The sequence below is a fragment of the Flavobacterium crassostreae genome (genome assembly GCF_001831475.1).
GTDB lineage: Bacteria > Bacteroidota > Bacteroidia > Flavobacteriales > Flavobacteriaceae > Flavobacterium > Flavobacterium crassostreae.
Genome location: NZ_CP017688.1, coordinates 1,720,947 through 1,738,087 on the forward strand (window position 1 = coordinate 1,720,947; position 17,141 = coordinate 1,738,087).

Genomic DNA, 17,141 nt, shown 5'->3' on the forward strand with positions numbered 1-17,141 from the left:
AGTTAGCAACAAGTATTTTGGGTTGTAAAATGCGTGTTTATGTTTTCAAAAAAAGTTTTTATTTTTTCAAAACCAGCTTCGTTAAGGCAGTAGCAAATAGCGTTTCCTTCAATATTTCCTTTGATGAGTCCAGCATTTTTTAACTCTTTTAAATGTTGTGAAATCGTAGGTTGTGCCAATGGGAGTTCATTTACAAGATCCCCACAAATACAACTATTTACCTTTATAAGATGCTGTAGGATGGCAACACGTGCGGGATGTCCAATCGCCTTAGCGAGTATGGCTAGTTCGTTTTGTGCTGCACTAAAGTGTTGTGTTTTGGTAATCCCCATTGTGATATATTTATATTGCAATATTACGATATGTTTTGGTGTAAAAAAAATATACAACGCTTTTTTTAGTTCAATTATCCAATTCAAACAAGACTATTAGTACCAAAGGGACCTGTTTGAAGAAGAAAACGAAAAAACAAAAAATGGTTTATAAATGCCACTACAGGAGCTGTAGAGAGAAATTTAGAAATAAAATAGGTCTACTTTTTGGCTCTAAAATTCCACAAGATGCTTTCAGATAAATCTTTAAGTTGTTGTCAGAGTGAAATTACAGAGTGCTCTAGCGCAGATTTTAAATTAAAAAACAGTACTATTTTGACAAATTTTGACAACCGCGAATATGGTTTTGTGAACAAACGACTACCAGTGGTCAAATTTAGAATATAATGCAGACAACCACACAACGTATTATATCGAAACAACAAGTTCTCGGTTGGCATCAGTGGTAGACTATACCAGCCATAATGAAGGTTTTTCTGTCGCTTTTGTACTAAAAAATTGTTGTTTACGGTTTTATATTTAGAGACCAGTTAAAGTCGTAGGTCTCGACGGTTAATTTATTGTCTATTTTTTTCTTTAAAAATAAATTAATAAAATCAATTTCATTAAAATAATTAACAGCAAAATCTTTTTTGTACCATTCAAATATTTTAGGCAGTTCAATGATTCTCAATTCTTTATTGACATAAAAATATTCTTTAGAATTAATCACCATTGTGGCTTGTTGTTTCATTTGCTCGTCTACCGTTTTGGGCATATAAGCTCTATTTAAAAGCGGCGCTCCGCCATTTGCTCCATTAGATAAAGTAAAATGTACTGCTGGATCAAAAAACAGATCTCTTAAAATTATATTTTGAATATCATTGAGGGTCAACTCTTGCTTTCCTACCATAAAGCTATTAAGGTCAAAAAAACCAGGTATTTTTTCAACAGATACTAATGGCATGTTGTCTATTACGGCTTTAATAACCTGTAAATTATAGACGTTAATCCAAAATGCTTTGGCTAGTTTTTTGTCACGAAATTTGGTGTCTAATTGCTCTATATTGCTTAAAATATAGATGAGTTCTCCGGGGCTTTTTTTGATAGTATAATAATCTACTTTGCCTTCTTGGGTTACATTTTTCTTTAAAAATTCATTAGTTTGTTCAAAAAAAAGTGCTGTGGTTTGCGCCTTACTCATAGACGAAAAACTTAAGAAACATAGCACTAAAATAATATTCTTCATTTTAAATTGGATGTTTATTATGGGTTTGTTAGATCCATTATTAGGTATAATTTTTAGATAAAAAACACCATTGATATTGCGTTGTTTTGATTAAACAACACTATCGTGTTTTTGCAAAGCCATCTTTATGCTAAAAAACAATACGGGTTTTTTTTGCCAATAGCGCTTTAGTTTATTTAAAAAATGAATACCAACTACAGTATTTCCAACCGCGTTACTAATGCAAGGATATCCGTATTCTTAAAGAAAAAAGCTTTTAAAATACTAAAAATTATTGAGCGGCAAAGATAAGCTATTTATATACTTAGAGGTTAGGATAGTGTAAATACTACTAATTTTTTTGCTGTAAAAACATGTATTTGTAGTAAAAATATTCCTAAAATAGATTTTTTTTTAAAATGAGTTTTGATTTTGTTTCTGATACCAAAATTAGTTGCCCCAATTCAAAACGGAATGGAGTGTTTTTTTAATAATACAACCTAAAATCAAGCAGTTTGCAAAGCGTATAGTTTTTTTGGAATAGCGTTTCAACAAGGTCTACAATGTTGTCTTGTTCACTAAAAAGACTAAAAAAAAGTGCATCCAGCGTATTGCTATTGCCGTAAGTGGCATCTACTCCATAACCCGAAATGGCTTTTGCGCCAGTGATATCCAAAAAATATTGCGCTTCATCGGGCTCTAAATCTAATGTTTTAGAATTTGCAAAATGCAGTATTTTGCCGGTTAGTTTTCCTTCAAATAGTTCGGCAATTTCTTCTAAAGTATAATAATACGCATTAATACAAATCGTGTTTGCTTGCCCTTGCAATACCAAATAAAGGATTTCATAATTTTTAAAGTCATGGTCTCTGTACAGCAAGGCATTTAGACTGTCTTCTAAACCTTCAATGGTGTCACAGCTTTTATAAATACTAGTTAGATTATACTTGGTTGCTAGTTGTTCTAGATTGGTTCTGGTTGGAGTAATGCTGGTTTGATTTATATCTGTAACGCATTCGAGGCAAAAAATAAAGTGGTCCGGTACGTTATAATTAGATCGCTCTATGGAGTCCATGGTATAGATTTTAAATTGGTAATACGTAAAGCAAATATAAGCAAGCCAATGGTTTTTTGTTTGCTCCTAATACGGGTATTTTTAGATTTCTAAAACGATCTTTTTTTTACTAGGGTGACTCGATTCCATTTTTATATTTAACACAAAAATTCATATCAATGAAGCTATAAATAGGTTGATTTTATGTAAATTAGCCACAAGAAGAAAGTTTAAACCCTCTTTATACCCAATACTACTATTTATGAAAAAATCCTTCGTTACCTATCTACTCTTGTCTAGCGCTATCTTTGTGAGTTGCAAAAATAAAGAAAGCGATGCCGTTCCAGAAGCAAAATTGCCTCAAGAACCACAAACAGTAACGGCAAGTTGTTACAAAGCTATTTATCAGAAAGACACATTAGATCTTCAATTAAACCAAGCCAATAACGGAACAGTTAGTGGAGATATGGTAATGGCAATAGAGAATATGCCCAAAAAAGTAGGTACCCTTTCGGGAAAATTTCACGGAGATACTTTATTTGCGAGTTATACCTTTATACAAGGAGGTTACCAGAAAAAAACATACAAAAACCCTATGGCATTTTTGAAACGAGCAGACACACTTATATTAGGTAACGGACAAATTCAAACTACCATGGGAGCGTCTTATTTTGTAAAAGGCAGTCCTATAGATTTTGATACTGTAAAATACAATTTTACCGCTGTAGACTGCAAGTCCGAATAAAGATAAAACGGCTGGATATCTTTTTACCATTCATGGCCAAAAAAGAGTTAGTACTTGCAGTTACTAACCACTGTAACACCCCACAAATACAACGTATATACGACATCTTTTGTATTATGCGTTGTATTTTTGGTTTAAAACCAGAGATTTGTTTCTTTTTTTTGTTTATATTTGGGTATATAACAAACCGCTACTTTGTTTGATAGTCTCTAAAGGAGTGTTTTTAACTAAAACCCAGCCCCATGAAAACAAAACTATACTCCGCATTGGTCTTTTGTGTATTGCTCTTGACCACAACCTCTTGTTCTTCGGATGGATCCGATGCTGCTCCAGTTCCAGAGTTACCAGCCACTTCTGAAAATATAGAGAACTATACCTACAAAGACAATGAAACAGAAACCTTAAAATTAATCAATGAATACCGCGTAGATAAAGGGCTTAGTAGTTTGCAAGTAAGCAATTATATTTCTCTGAAATGCTCGCAACATAACCAATACATGATTGCAAACAAAAAATTGAGTCATGATAATTTTGAAAGCCGTTCTGCAGATATAACAAAAACTTTGAATGCCATATCGGTGGGCGAAAACCTAGCCTTTAATTACACTACGCCCCAGGCAGCATTAACGGGTTGGGTAAATAGTCCGCCACATTTGGAGATCCTGGTCGGCAATTATTCTCATTTTGGGATTGCTATAAGTGTCGATTCTAGCACAGGAAAGAATTATTATACCACAATTTTTGCTAAACTGTAGTAAAATTTGTTTGAAAACCAAAGCCAAAAGAGTAAATCAGATAGAGGATTTACGGGCGTAATTGGTCCATTATTTTTTGGGCTTTCATGTTTTGACCTATTGCTTTTAGGGCACTGGCATATTTATAATAAAATTCCGTATCCAGGTTTTCTTCTAGGTCAAATAAAGCTTGATACCACTTTACTGCTTTTTCCATTTGATCGTTATAATAAAAATCATTCCCTAGTTTTTTAAATAAATAAGCAGATTTATATCCTTTTAGAGCGACTCCTTCGTAAGTTTTCATCACATTCACATAGGCATACAAAACTTTTTTGGTAGTAGTATTGTTTTGATTTCCATTTGTTTGATTTTGGCTTGTGGCACTTATTTTAATAATGGAACCAATCAAATCATCTAATATTTTTTCGTCTTCTTTTAGGCTTCTTTTTTTGTTAGGTAAAGCAAGCAGCTTTTCTATTTCAGTAGCTATTGCTTCTTCTTGAAGGCTTGCAATTGCTTCACTTTGGTCGTCAGTATCTTTTTCCAAATCATCTGTATTGGTTTTAGTTTGATAATTGGTATTATTGGAGTCAGAGGCTCTGTCGGCAATATTTGTCGGAAAATACGTTTTCTCTTTTGCTGCAATTGTAGTAGATCTCTTTTTGTTTGTGCCTAAAGAGTTGGCATCTTTAGTGTTAGTATCTTCATCTGTAGGGTTTTTCGTGAATGTTTGGTTGTAGTATGATGATGGACTTGATTTTGCATTCAAGATAGACGCAGGCAAATTAGAGGTATCTGTTGAGGCAATCTTATTTGCGTTTTTGGCAGTTTGGACTTTGGAATCTTCATTGGTAGTCCCAGTAGTAGTAATGTTATTGCTGGCTCTTGGACTATATTGCGTATTATTAGAGCTAGAATTTAAGTCATTTGCAGCAAGATTACTCGGTGGTAGTTCTGTATATACTGCCGTAGAACCATCTGTGTAGGTAACGGTGATTATCCGCTGGTTGTTGGGGCCTAGGTCATTTTGGCTGATTAATCGAGCATCTACTACATCATAGGTAGTGATCACACCTCCAAATTTTAGGTTTATTCTCTCTTCAACATGGTAGTATTTAACTTTTTTGGTAGTTTGAAGTGTTTTTTTAGGTAATGAATTATTTGTAGTTGGTGCAGCAATAGTTTGTGCCATGGTTTTTTCAGGAAATCCACTAAGGCAAAGGAGCATGAAAAAAAAAGAAACTTTCATAATAGACAAATTTAGTAGAAAAGCTACAATTGCTTACTCTTTTAGTATTTGCTAATTGGAGTAAGGAGAAGTAAAATTAGTTACAAAAATACGATACTAATTAAAAATTTCTACCATTAACCAATTTAGACGTTGAATAGCAGTTTTGTACCTTTAAAATAAAAATGAAGCGGTTATATGGCATGATAGAATATGCTACTCAAAGAAGTAGTCGTTAGATTTAAGACCAAGATCATTTGTTCCGTCTCCAATCAAAAGACGGAATAGTCCGTAAAAAAAAGTCTTTAATGATTTAGGCTAACTGCCAATATTTTAAATTTTTTGGTAATACATGGCTTTTACAATTCCGTCAGAAAGTCCAATTTTAGGCACATATATTTGTCTTGCGCCACTCCATTTCATTGCGTTTAGATAAATTCGTACAGCAGGAATTATTACATCGGCACGGTCTGGATTTAAACCTAATTCTGAAATTCGTTGGTCATAGGTTAAAGAATTTAAAAAAGCATATTGCGAATTGATATAAATATACGATAAGGGTTTTTCTTGCGTTTTCCCTGACATTTTAAAAAGCTTGTTTATATTTCCGCCAGAACCAATTAAGGTAACTTCTTCGTAGTCTGCAGTATTGGTTTTTATCCATTTTTCAATTTCTTGCCAAACTACTTCACAAACCATATTGTTTAATAAACGCACCGTTCCTGCTTTGAAGGATCTAGAGCTAACTATTTTTCCGTTTGAAAAAAGAGTAAACTCGGTGCTACCACCTCCTACATCCACAAATAAATAGGTTTGTTCGGTATGCAGCAAATGCAGCAAATCTGTAGAGGCTATAATGGCCGCTTCTTTTTTTCCGTCAATGATCTCTATAGTTACTTTGGATTTTTCGTGTATTAAATCTACAATCTCTTTTCCGTTGTATGCCTCTCGCATGGCCGAGGTGGCAAATGCTCTATATGAGGTCACTTTATGCACTTTCATTAGTAGATGAAATGCCGTCATAGCATCACACATACGGTCTATATTTTCTTCAGAAATCTCTCCTACCGTAAAAGCATCTTGCCCCAATCGTATGGGTACACGTACCAGAGAACTCTTATTAAATTGGGGTTCTTTGCCTTCTTGTTCTATAATATTTACAATTAATAGTCTCATGGCATTAGAGCCAATATCAATTGCAGCATATTTTTTTAATGTAATCATTAGTGTACTGCGTTTTTTAATAAAATAAACAATCGGGACTAAAACTCTTCTTTTAGGTTGTTTACTTTGCTTTGGTAGTATTTGTAAGTTTCTATTTGGGCTCTAAATATGGTATCTGCATTGTTTTTTCGGTAGGCATTATCTAATTTGTAAGAATGGTAACGCGCCTTAACGTTTCCTTTCCAAGCGATATCAAAATTATCCATAAGTTCTTGCTTGATTTCGGGATCGTATATAGGGCAGGTGACTTCTACTCTTCCGTCTAGATTTCGGGTCATAAAATCTGCCGAGGATATAAAAACAGCTGTTTTTCCGCTGTTGCCAAAGATGTAAATTCTGGAATGTTCCAGGTAATTATCGACTATACTGATGGCTTCAATGTTTTCACTAAGGCCTTTTACTCCCGGAATTAAAGAGCAAATACCCCGAACTTGTAGTTGTATTTTTACTCCCGCTTTGCTGGCTTCGTACAATTTATCAATCATTCCAAAATCAGACAAGCTGTTCATTTTTAATTTTATAAAGGCTTCATTGCCCTGCGCGGCGTTCTGTATTTCTCGGTCAATGAGTTTGTAAAACCGAGTTCGGGTATAGTGTGGCGATACAATAAGGTGTTTGTATCGATGGATTCTGTAGTTGGTATCAAAAAAATCAAAAATTCTACTGATGTCTTTTAAAATTTGCTGATGGCTTGTAAATAAAGTAACATCGGTGTAGACTTTGGCGGTAGACTCGTTAAAATTACCGGTAGATATAAAGCCATATCGTTTGGTTTTTTTGTTTTCGGTTCGTTCTATAACACATATTTTGCTGTGTACTTTTAGTCCTTTTATACCAAAAATAAGATCAATTCCTTCGGTTTGCATTTGTTCTGCGTAAGAAATATTAGAAGCTTCGTCAAAACGGGCTTGTAACTCAATCTGTACCGTTACTTTTTTGCCGTTTTTGGCTGCATTTATTAATGAGCTAATAATTTGCGAGTTTTTGGCTAATCTATATAGGGTTATTTTGATGGAAGTAACTTTAGGATCTAAGGCTGCTTCTCGCAAAAATTTGGTTAAGTAAGAAAACGATTGGTAGGGAGCGTTTAACAAATAATCTTTCTTGCTTATTTTATCCAAAATACTTCCTTCTAGACTTAATCCAGGTATAGGCAAAGGGGCATTTTTTTGGTATAATAAATCATACCTTCCTAGGTTAGGAAAATCCATATAATCGCGCCTATTATGGTATTTACCGCCGGGTATAATACTGTCTGTAGACACAATTTTCATTTTATCTAAAAAGAACTGAAGGGTATCTGTTTCTATTAATTTATCATAAATAAAACGCACTGGTTCTCCAACTCTTCGTTCTTTTACGCTAGTAGATATTTTTTCGAGCATGCTCTTACTCAAATCACTATCAATGTCTAGTTGTGCATCCCGGCTAATTTTGATCATGTGGGCAGCAATGCTTTGGTAATCAAAAATATTGAAAATGCTTTTTAAATTATGTCTAATAACGTCGTCCAACAGAATTACATATTGTTTGTTATTTACGGTAGGCAGTACAATAAACCGGTTCATTGTTTTTGGAATTTCAATGATGGCATAGCGCACTTCGGACTTTTTTTTCATCACTAGTTTAACCGCTAGGTATCCCATGTTGTCTTTGAGCAACGGAAATTCGGCTAAATCATTGAGTATAATGGTTACTAGTTCTGGGCTTAGTTTTTGAATAAAATAATCTTTCAAAAATTTTTCTTGCTCACTGGATATTTCATTTTCATCTATAATGAAAACATTTTCCGTTTCTAACTCGTTTTCAATACCTTTTAGTATGAGTAAACTCTCGGTTTGATGCTTGATAACAATTTCGGTAATGTCTTTTACTAATTGTTGTGCAGAGATGCCACCGAGTATTTTTTCGCCAGATTTACCAGACAAACTAAGTCTTCTGATGGCTGCAAAACGAACTCTAAAAAATTCGTCCAAATTATTAGAAAAGATACCCAAAAAACGCAATCGATCTAATAATGGTACGGTATTGTCTGCGGCTTCTTGTAAAACTCGGGCATTAAATGCTAACCAACTTTTTTCTCGGTCAATATATTTTTGTTCTAACACTTTTTTTTAGGTTTTAAGTCTTTTGGAGTTACTATTTTTAGGGTTTTTCCGTTGCGGATTTCTTTCCAGTTATTGGTGTCAAATTCTAAAGAGACAAAGCCTGCTGTAGGCACGTTGTCTATTGGAATAGTTCCAAATTTAGCAACAAAATTTGTAATTGCTGCATTATGCCCAAAAACAATAATGGTGGTAAAATTGGATTCGCAAGAGGTTATAGCCTCTTCTAATTGGCTTGCATCAAAGGTGTATAATGCGCCTTTATATACAATGCTATCGGTGGGGTAGTGCAGGTTTTGTGCAAAAATAGTAGCGGTATCGGAAGCTCGTTTGGCAGGGCTAGACCATATTACATATTTGTTTGGGACAAAGTTGGATATATTTAAGGATACCAAATGTGCATCTGCGACTCCTTTAGAATCCAAGGGTCTGTCGATGTCTTTTACAGGCATATCCCAGTTGGATTTGGCGTGCCTTATCAATATCAGATTTTTCATATTTTAAAAAATAAGTAGTTGCAATTGAAAAAGAAAGATACAATTAAATACAATTTCTATCAAATAAAACAGTGGTTTTGTAACGGATATAGGATATAAGTTGCAAAAGGAGGTTTTGGTTTGATTTTTTATAGATAATAATCCAAATTAAATCATTATCTATAAAAATAATTGATTTTTTTTATTCAGTAGGTTGTAATTTTGGTATAGTATTCTTAAAAAAGAAACCACACTGGAGATAAAAAAAACCGCATTTTCATTTTATTGAAAATTGCGGTTTTTTTGGGTTATAAAAAATGGTTTGGTTAATAGCGTATTTTACAAATACAATTATAAGTATAATTTTTGAGTTTCAATCTAAATTGGAATGAAATTATAAAAATTAAAACTTAGCTATTTAACATCACCGGCATAACAAGCATGGTTACCGTTTCGCCTTCTTCAAGACCATCTACTGGAGTTAAAATCCCAGCTCTATTTGGTAGTGACATCTCTAACATAATCATGTCAGATTGTAGGTTGGTTAGCATTTCGGTCAAAAAACGCGAGTTGTATCCTATCTGCATATCGTCTCCTTGGTAGTCACAGGTCAATCTTTCTTCGGCTTTGTTGGAGTAATCAATATCTTCGGCAGATACATTAAGTTCGGCTCCAGCAATTTTTAACCTAATTTGATGGGTAGTTTTGTTAGAAAAAATAGCTACACGACGAACCGAACTCAAAAATTGAGAGCGATCAATCATCAATTTATTAGGGTTTTCTTTAGGAATTACGGCTTCGTAATTTGGATATTTTCCGTCTATCAAACGACACATCAAAATGTAGTTGTCAAAAGAAAAAGTGGCATTAGAATCGTTGTATTCAATTTTCACTTCTGCATCTGAGGTAGACAGAATATTTTTTAAAATAGTAAGCGGTTTTTTGGGCATAATAAAATCAGCAACCTCGGATGCTTTTACATCCGTACGGGCATATTTTACTAATTTATGCGCATCTGTAGCCACAAAGATCAGACCCTCTGGCGAAAACTGAAAGAAAACTCCAGACATCACTGGGCGCAAATCATCATTTCCGGCGGCAAAAATGGTCTTGCTTATTGCTGTAGCCAGTACATCTGCAGGCACAAGGGTTACGGATGGTTCTTCTAGGTTTACTGCTTTTGGAAATTCTTCGCCTGGGGCATAAGCTAAGGCGTATTTACCAGAATTAGAGCTAATTTCAATAGTATTGTTTTCTTCTACCGTGAAGGTTAAGGGTTGCTCCGGAAAGGTTTTTAAAATTTCTAATAATAATTTTGCGGGCACTGCTACATTTCCTTGACTGGTAGAATCAATGGCTAAGCTGGCAGACATTGTTGTTTCTAGATCCGAAGCAGAAACAATTAATTTATCATTATCTAACTCAAAAAGGAAGTTATCTAAAATAGGTAAGGTATTACTGCTATTGATAACACTACCCAAAACTTGTAATTGTTTTAATAAGTACGAACTCGATACTATAAATTTCATCTGTTTGGTTTTATTTTTTTGCTGTATATTTTAATTCATTTTTTAAAATACAATACTTTTTACAAATATATCGTAAACTATACTAGTATGGAAACTTTTTTATCAACATCTATCGACTGTATTTTCTTTTTCGGATAATGGTAAACAAAAGCCCAAATAGCACCAATATTACAATTGGTAGTCCGAGGGTTATGCTTTGTATTAGACCATAATTTTGATATACTTTTTCTTTATCCAAGAGTGGCAAATCAAGATCTTTGCTCCTAATGTTAATAAGTCCGGTGTCGTCTAGCAAATAATTGACACAATTTAGCATCAAATCTTTGTTGTCATATAGGTTTCCGGAGCGTTGATCAAAGCCTAGTTCTACGGGTTGAAAGTTTTTATCTAATTGATTTTTGACGATATCTCCATCCGAGATTACGACCATTTTGTTTTTAATTCCTTTGGCTTCAAAGTTGGGTTGCTCAAAGGCGAGTACCCTGTTTTGGTATACCGATTTAAAGCTTCCTTCGAGCAATACTGCCAATGGAATGTTTCCGGTTTGGATATAATGATTGGGGCTGGTTTCTTCTGCAACAATGGCCAAATCTATCTCTGCTGGCGTGCCTACTTTTTTGGAATATCGTGAAGATTGTAATAATACTGTTTTTTTGATTCCGTTTTTTAAAGTATCAATAGGGTTAGCAAAATCAAACTTAATGCCACCTAAATTTTTAACAATAGGATGGTTGTTTTGTGGATAAACCAAGGGAGCAAATTTCCAATTAAAATCTTGAAACTGGGTAGCGCTTCCGGGTTCGCCGGTGGCTAATTGAATAGGGCTTCCTTGTTCGTCTTTTACCATATCGGGATTGATTCTAAAACCATATTTAAAAAACATATCGTTTAGATTTAAATCTCTCGGAAACGCCATGGTTGTTCCAGATGCATGGTATAAACTATCCATCTCTACGGCCACTTGATCCAAGAGCCATAGGGTTTTTCCACCATGCATAATGTATTGGTCCAAAACTTGTTTTTCGGCGTCCGAAAAAGCCGTTGTTGGTTTTGCAATAATAGCCAAATCATATTGTTGTAATGCTTTCAAACTACGGCTTGGGTTTGCCGCTACGGAGTCTAGAGTAAAAGGGCCAATATGATAACTTTCTCGCATTTGCAACAAAAACTTGGCCATTAAAATATCCTGCAATTCGCCATTTCCTTTGAGTACCGCAATGGTTTTTTGTTTCGGAATGGTAATTTTGTTAATGGCATCGGCTATAGAATATTCGAGGTGTTGTACCGATCCAATTACTTTTTGGGTAACGCTAGCGCCCATTTGGTTTTTTAATAAAGCAATGGAAACTTCTTTGTTGTCATAAACGGCAGTTGCCCACGGAAATACCATGGCTTGGGATTGCTTCCCTTTGTCCTCTACGGTAATGTTTATGGGAGTGAGGCCTTTTCGGTACAATTCTTTAATGTTGTCCATGCTTTGGTCCTCATTCTCTAAGGGATTGACAAATTCAAAAAAGATGTTCTTGTTATAGGCCTGAAATTCTTCTAATAATTGTTGGGTTTCTTGCTGTAATCGTTTAAAATCTGCTGGCAAGTCTCCCTGCATATATATTTTTATAGAAAGTGGATTTTTTACCTGTTTAATAATTTTTAAAGAAGTAGAAGATAGGGTGTATCTGTTGTCTTTAGTTAAATCAAAACGATGAAAAAAGTAGTTTCCGATGCTGTTTACTACCACCAGTAGTACCAATAGCAGGAGTAACGATTTAAGGTTTTTTTTACGAGCTGCCTTCATTACAATTGGATGGTTTTAAGTTGGTATACAGTAAACGAAAGAAAAACAAGCATGGTGCTTACAAAGTAAAGAATATCTCTAGTGTCTATTACGCCACGTCCCATGCTTTTAAAATGGTCTTGCATGCCTAGTGCGGTTATACTATTAGAAAAAGTAGGTGTCAATGCCGCCATTTCTTCAAAGCCAAAATACAAGAAAAAACAAATAAAAACCGCAATAATAAAGGCTACAATTTGATTCTCCGAAAGGGTAGAGCTAAAAATCCCCACAGAGGCATAAGCCCCAATTAAGAATAAAAGCCCAAAGTAAGCCCCAATAGTACTGCCCATGTCTATGTTTCCTGTTGGTAAACCTAGTTCGAATACCACCACCACATAAAGAAATGTGGGTATAATGGACAGGATAATAAGCAGTACGGCGGCCAAAAATTTGCCCAATACAATTTCCCAGATGGATAAGGGTTTGGTTAGTAATAATTCTAGCGTGCCTTGTTTTTTTTCGTCCGAAAAACTTCGCATGGTTACAGCCGGAATCAAAAAAATAAGAATCCAAGGAGCTAAAGTAAAAAAAGGTGTTAGATCCGCAAAACCAGTATTCAAAATGTTGTAATCTCCCTGAAAAACCCAAAGAAATAATCCGTTTAGAATTAAAAATAATCCGATAACCAGATAGCCAACCGGCGAACCAAAAAAAGAATTAATCTCTCGTAATAATATTGCTTTCATTTTTTTTAGACTTTATTTTAAAAGTTGGACCAAGGTAGTTGGTTTTAGTTTGTAAACGCTACAGTAACCACATCACTATAATTTAGTCCCAATAAACTATGTGCGGATCCTACAGATGCAGGGTTGCTCCTAAAGATGGCAATCTCGAGATAACCCGCTTCATTAAAAAGGGCTAGTTTTTCGCCTTCATAGTTTTTGATAGGATATTTTTCGGAACTAGCTATTGCAGAATAATTAGGAAGTATTGTTTTAATGTTTTTATTTCTCATAACAATCTCATATGGCCGTCCATTTGCTACCTCCAGAAATAGTTTTTTAGTGATATTAGTAACCACATTTCCAAAATGGTCAATGTAAACTACCTGTCCTTTAATGGCGTTTTTTGTTTCAGAAACACTTGCCTTCAGGGCTGTAATTTCTTTAATACTATGGATCTCTTTGCCGATAACATGCAACAAACCTCCTTTGGCAACATGGCAGGCTGATTTTACAAAAACATCTAAACCAGAAGCATCGTTGGCTAAATGATCGTGGATGTTTATGGCAACTATTTTTTGGGGTACAATTTTTTGCGAAAGCAAGCTCAGTATTCCATTATCTGCAGCTATAAAGTAAGAATCATTCCACTGCATGGCAATGTGTTGGTTTTCTTTATTGCGTTCCATATCCACGCCTATTATATGTACAGTGCCTTTTGGAAAACTCGAAAACGCAGCTCCTATGATGTAACTTGCTTCTAATGTGTTAAATGGATCAATGTAATGCGAAATATCAATAATTGTAGCCTCCGGATATTCGGATAAAATTTTGCCCTTAAGCGCACCAACAAAGTGATCTTTTAAACCGTAGTCCGTAGTAAGGGTGATTATTGACATAAATTTATTTATAAATAATAGTGTTTTCTAAAATTAATTTTCATTAAATTTGAGAAGTGCAAAGCTAATAATAGTAAATTCAAAAACGCAAAAAACAACTATAAATTCTAACAATTAAAAAAAAATAAAAGCGAAGTTTTACAACCAAAAAGAAAATCAGATTTATTTATTTTTAATATAAAACCAAACCATTTGAACGAAAGAATAATTGAACTCATAGACATCGCACCAAAAGATTTTTGGGGCGCGCAAGACTTGCATCTTGAAACGATTAAAAAGTACTATCCAAAGCTTAAAATAGTAGCACGAGGAACTACCCTAAAAGCCTTTGGCGAAAAAGAAATCTTAGACGAGTTTGAAAGCCGTTTTCAACGCTTGATGCTTCACTTTACGCGCTATAACACCATTGACAATAACGTTATAGAAAGGGTTATATTGGGAGATCCGCAAGATGATAAAAAAATGGCTGCTAATGATAAAATTCTGGTACATGGAGTAGGAGGTAAAATCATCAAAGCAATGACACCAAACCAGCAGTTACTGGTAGATACGATCCAAAAAAACGATATGGTGTTTGCAGTTGGGCCAGCCGGTACCGGAAAAACCTATACTGGAGTTGCTATGGCAATAAAAGCCCTAAAAGAAAAACAAGTAAAACGGATCATTCTTACTCGTCCGGCAGTAGAAGCGGGTGAAAATTTAGGTTTTTTGCCTGGAGATATGAAAGAAAAGCTAGATCCCTATATGCAACCGCTTTATGATGCCTTAAGAGACATGTTGCCTAACGAAAAATTAGAAGATTATATCCTAAAAGGAATCATTCAGATAGCACCTTTGGCTTTCATGCGTGGTAGAACTCTAGATCATGCATTTGTAATATTGGATGAAGCCCAGAATACCACCCACTCACAAATGAAAATGTTTTTGACCCGAATGGGCAAAAATGCCAAATTTATGGTTACTGGAGATCCAGGTCAAGTAGATTTGCCTAGACGCACTATTTCAGGGCTTAAAGAAGCGTTACTAGTACTAAAAGATATTGAAGGAATAGGCATTATATATTTGGATGACAAAGATATTGTAAGGCACCGATTGGTCAAAAAAGTAATTGACGCCTATAAGTATACCGAAAACCAAGGCTAATCCATAATACACATACTATGTTACTTTTACGACCCCAGCTAGGGGTCGTATCTATTCCATACATGCAGCAGGATCAAACCAAACCATAACCTACACGTAGAACCAATAAATTTAAAAAAAAAGACCTATTGAAAAATGTTATCATAACAGGAGCATCAGGAGGCATAGGGAAAGAAATGGCCTTATACTTTGCTCAAAACGGTTGGAATGTGCTAGCCACAATGTTGTGCCTGAGTGACGCAACAGAACTACAAAACCAAAAAAACATCCATTGCTATGTATTGGATGTAACTTGTTCCAAGAGTATCGCTGCCGCAAAAGAACAAATACTACAAGACTTTAAAACCATAGACGTAGTTGTCAATAATGCAGGAGTTGGCTACCGTAGTTTTGTAGAACTATCCGAAGATTCTAAAATAGAAAATATAGTTGCCGTAAATTATCTAGGCGTAGTAAAAATGTGCCGCTCCTTTATTCCGGTATTTAGAGCCCAACAAAGCGGTTGTTTTATCAATATAACTTCCATAGCAGGATTAGTAAATTTGCCATTAGGTAGTTTTTATCACTCCACAAAACATGCTGTAGAGAGTTTTTCAGAATGCATGGCTTATGAATTAGCAAGCTTTAATATTAGCGTTTCTACGGTCCAATTTGGTAATACTCCTTCGGATTTCCAAAAAAATGTTACCAAATCAGAACGATCCTCTTTGGATTGCTATAACCATTTAATGGACAAAATTAGCGCAGTTGTGGAGAATAAAACCAAAAAAAATAAAGATTTAAAACCCCAAATAATTAAAAAAATAGGCGCTATTGCAACCCATCCTCCAAAAAATTTTAAAAGATATACCATTGGTTTTGATGCTAATTTTTTAAATATTGTAAGGTCCAACATAGGATACCGTTTGTTTGGTAGGCTAATCAAACGATGTGTTTTTAAATAAAAAATGGTTGTTCCAGCGGAAGTAAAATTTAAGTTAAATTGCGGTAATGCCTTCCAAAGAGGTGATTTTTGGTTTTGTATTTGCTATCTAGTATAATTATAAAAAATAAATTTAAAAGTTATCCATGAGTCTATTGCACAACATCAAAGTTATTATTACTGATTTAGACGGTACCTTGCTCCATACCAACCACCAGATATCGACTTACACCCGAGCTGTTTTTCAAGAACTATACCAACAAGGTTATTTGATAATTGTAGCTACGGGTAGGCACCATATTGATGCTATGTCTTTGGTTGCAACACTCGGATTTCCGGTGTATTTAGTTAGCTCCAACGGTGCCAGAATCCACAGTCCCGAAAAAGAACTTTTATTTTCATTTGATATAGCAAGTGATGCCATAAAATCAGTATTGCAATTAGGTATAGAGCCTGAGTTTACCACCGTATTATTTAAAGAAAAAGTTTGGCTAACCAACAAATCCAACCAAAAACTCAATAATTTTCAAAAAGAACTTCATTATCCGCCTGAAATAGTAGATTTTGACACCATCGAAGATTTTAAAGCCATCAAATTGTTTTTTACCCATGAGTGCCATGATAAATTGGTAGCACTAAAAAACCGTATTTTAGACACACACCACACGCTTTTTAATCCTGCATTTAGTCTGCCTCTTTGCCTTGAATTTATGGATAAATCTATTGACAAAAAGCGGGCAATTGCTCAAATTTTGCAAAAAGAAGCAGTAGGTTTTCATCAAGCCATTTCCTTTGGAGATGGTTATAATGACGAACAGATGTTAAACGCAACCGCCAAGGGTTTGTTAATGGCTAATGCCCCGGATAGTTTAAAAAAAACATTGTCCCATTTAGAGGTTATTGCTTCCAATGATCAGAACGGGGTAGCCCAATATTTGTCCAAAATGCTTTTAAAAACCAAGCCTTCTAATTACGCCCAAGACGGTTTCTGTAATTAGAGGCTCTAAAAAGTGTGTATCGGCTAGCAATTCTTTGTTTTTCTGT

17 protein-coding genes are annotated in these 17,141 nt (G+C 34.7%); 6 read left to right on the plus strand and 11 right to left on the minus strand.

The annotated features are described in order from the left end of the window. Nucleotides 1-2: 2 nt before the first annotated feature. Nucleotides 3-332: an ArsR/SmtB family transcription factor gene (locus tag LB076_RS07715; RefSeq protein ID WP_066337112.1), complete on the minus strand. Its 330-nt coding sequence runs from the start codon at nucleotides 330-332 to the stop codon at nucleotides 3-5. A 228-nt stretch (nucleotides 333-560) separates the two neighbouring features. Between LB076_RS07715 and LB076_RS13855 the strand changes: the two genes are divergently transcribed. Continuing rightward, on the plus strand, nucleotides 561-719 hold the full coding sequence (locus LB076_RS13855) for a hypothetical protein (protein WP_157776676.1): 159 nt from the start codon (nucleotides 561-563) through the stop codon (nucleotides 717-719). A gap of 118 nt (nucleotides 720-837) precedes the next feature. On the opposite strand, the gene LB076_RS07720 is transcribed toward LB076_RS13855, so the two are convergent. Both LB076_RS07720 and LB076_RS07725 read right to left on the minus strand, forming a co-directional pair. Next, nucleotides 838-1,560: a DUF547 domain-containing protein gene (locus tag LB076_RS07720; RefSeq protein ID WP_078055325.1), complete on the minus strand. Its 723-nt coding sequence runs from the start codon at nucleotides 1,558-1,560 to the stop codon at nucleotides 838-840. A gap of 466 nt (nucleotides 1,561-2,026) precedes the next feature. After that, nucleotides 2,027-2,614, minus strand: coding sequence for a DUF6642 family protein (locus tag LB076_RS07725; protein ID WP_066337048.1), 588 nt, complete (start codon nucleotides 2,612-2,614; stop codon nucleotides 2,027-2,029). Between the two features lie 241 nt (nucleotides 2,615-2,855). On the opposite strand from LB076_RS07725, the gene LB076_RS07730 reads away from it, so the two are divergent. Together LB076_RS07730 and LB076_RS07735 are read left to right on the plus strand one after the other, a co-directional pair. Next, entirely contained in the window at nucleotides 2,856-3,338 is a 483-nt protein-coding gene (locus LB076_RS07730) for a hypothetical protein (RefSeq protein WP_066337051.1), read from the plus strand. Nucleotides 3,339-3,580: 242 nt separating this feature from the next. Further along, nucleotides 3,581-4,093, plus strand: a complete 513-nt coding sequence (locus LB076_RS07735) for a CAP domain-containing protein (RefSeq protein WP_066337053.1) — start codon at nucleotides 3,581-3,583, stop codon at nucleotides 4,091-4,093. A 49-nt stretch (nucleotides 4,094-4,142) separates the two neighbouring features. Here LB076_RS07735 and LB076_RS13775 read toward each other — a convergent pair whose 3' ends face one another. The 8 genes from LB076_RS13775 to LB076_RS07775 all read right to left on the minus strand — a co-directional run bounded on the left by LB076_RS13775 (nucleotide 4,143) and on the right by LB076_RS07775 (nucleotide 14,032). Beyond that, the gene (locus tag LB076_RS13775) at nucleotides 4,143-5,324 is read right to left on the minus strand and encodes a hypothetical protein (protein ID WP_099092429.1); all 1,182 of its coding nucleotides are present in this window, start codon (nucleotides 5,322-5,324) and stop codon (nucleotides 4,143-4,145) included. A gap of 312 nt (nucleotides 5,325-5,636) precedes the next feature. Next, on the minus strand, nucleotides 5,637-6,527 hold the full coding sequence (locus tag LB076_RS07745) for a Ppx/GppA phosphatase family protein (RefSeq protein ID WP_066337056.1): 891 nt from the start codon (nucleotides 6,525-6,527) through the stop codon (nucleotides 5,637-5,639). Nucleotides 6,528-6,565: 38 nt separating this feature from the next. Further along, nucleotides 6,566-8,635 (minus strand): polyphosphate kinase 1, encoded by a 2,070-nt coding sequence (gene ppk1, locus LB076_RS07750; RefSeq protein WP_066337059.1) that lies wholly within the window; start codon nucleotides 8,633-8,635, stop codon nucleotides 6,566-6,568. After that, nucleotides 8,629-9,129: a SixA phosphatase family protein gene (locus LB076_RS07755; protein ID WP_066337062.1), complete on the minus strand. Its 501-nt coding sequence runs from the start codon at nucleotides 9,127-9,129 to the stop codon at nucleotides 8,629-8,631. The genes ppk1 and LB076_RS07755 overlap by 7 nt, the downstream gene beginning before the upstream one ends. A 389-nt stretch (nucleotides 9,130-9,518) precedes the next feature. Continuing rightward, nucleotides 9,519-10,637 (minus strand): DNA polymerase III subunit beta, encoded by a 1,119-nt coding sequence (gene dnaN, locus LB076_RS07760; protein WP_066337063.1) that lies wholly within the window; start codon nucleotides 10,635-10,637, stop codon nucleotides 9,519-9,521. Between the two features lie 109 nt (nucleotides 10,638-10,746). Continuing rightward, nucleotides 10,747-12,432 (minus strand): gliding motility-associated ABC transporter substrate-binding protein GldG, encoded by a 1,686-nt coding sequence (gldG, locus tag LB076_RS07765; protein ID WP_066337064.1) that lies wholly within the window; start codon nucleotides 12,430-12,432, stop codon nucleotides 10,747-10,749. Continuing rightward, on the minus strand, nucleotides 12,432-13,157 hold the full coding sequence (gldF, locus tag LB076_RS07770) for a gliding motility-associated ABC transporter permease subunit GldF (RefSeq protein ID WP_066337065.1): 726 nt from the start codon (nucleotides 13,155-13,157) through the stop codon (nucleotides 12,432-12,434). Before gldF ends, gldG begins: the two co-directional genes overlap by 1 nt. Before the next feature lie 44 nt (nucleotides 13,158-13,201). Continuing rightward, the gene (locus LB076_RS07775) at nucleotides 13,202-14,032 is read right to left on the minus strand and encodes an SAM hydrolase/SAM-dependent halogenase family protein (RefSeq protein ID WP_066337071.1); all 831 of its coding nucleotides are present in this window, start codon (nucleotides 14,030-14,032) and stop codon (nucleotides 13,202-13,204) included. Between the two features lie 192 nt (nucleotides 14,033-14,224). Between LB076_RS07775 and LB076_RS07780 the strand changes: the two genes are divergently transcribed. The 3 genes from LB076_RS07780 to LB076_RS07790 all read left to right on the plus strand — a co-directional run bounded on the left by LB076_RS07780 (nucleotide 14,225) and on the right by LB076_RS07790 (nucleotide 17,095). Next, complete coding sequence (locus LB076_RS07780) at nucleotides 14,225-15,175, plus strand: PhoH family protein (RefSeq protein ID WP_066337074.1); 951 nt, start codon at nucleotides 14,225-14,227, stop codon at nucleotides 15,173-15,175. Nucleotides 15,176-15,303: 128 nt separating this feature from the next. Further along, on the plus strand, nucleotides 15,304-16,119 hold the full coding sequence (locus LB076_RS07785) for an SDR family NAD(P)-dependent oxidoreductase (RefSeq protein WP_066337076.1): 816 nt from the start codon (nucleotides 15,304-15,306) through the stop codon (nucleotides 16,117-16,119). Nucleotides 16,120-16,243: 124 nt separating this feature from the next. After that, a complete protein-coding gene (locus tag LB076_RS07790; protein WP_066337078.1) occupies nucleotides 16,244-17,095 on the plus strand; it encodes a Cof-type HAD-IIB family hydrolase in 852 nt (283 codons plus the stop codon). Nucleotides 17,096-17,141 lie beyond the last annotated feature (46 nt).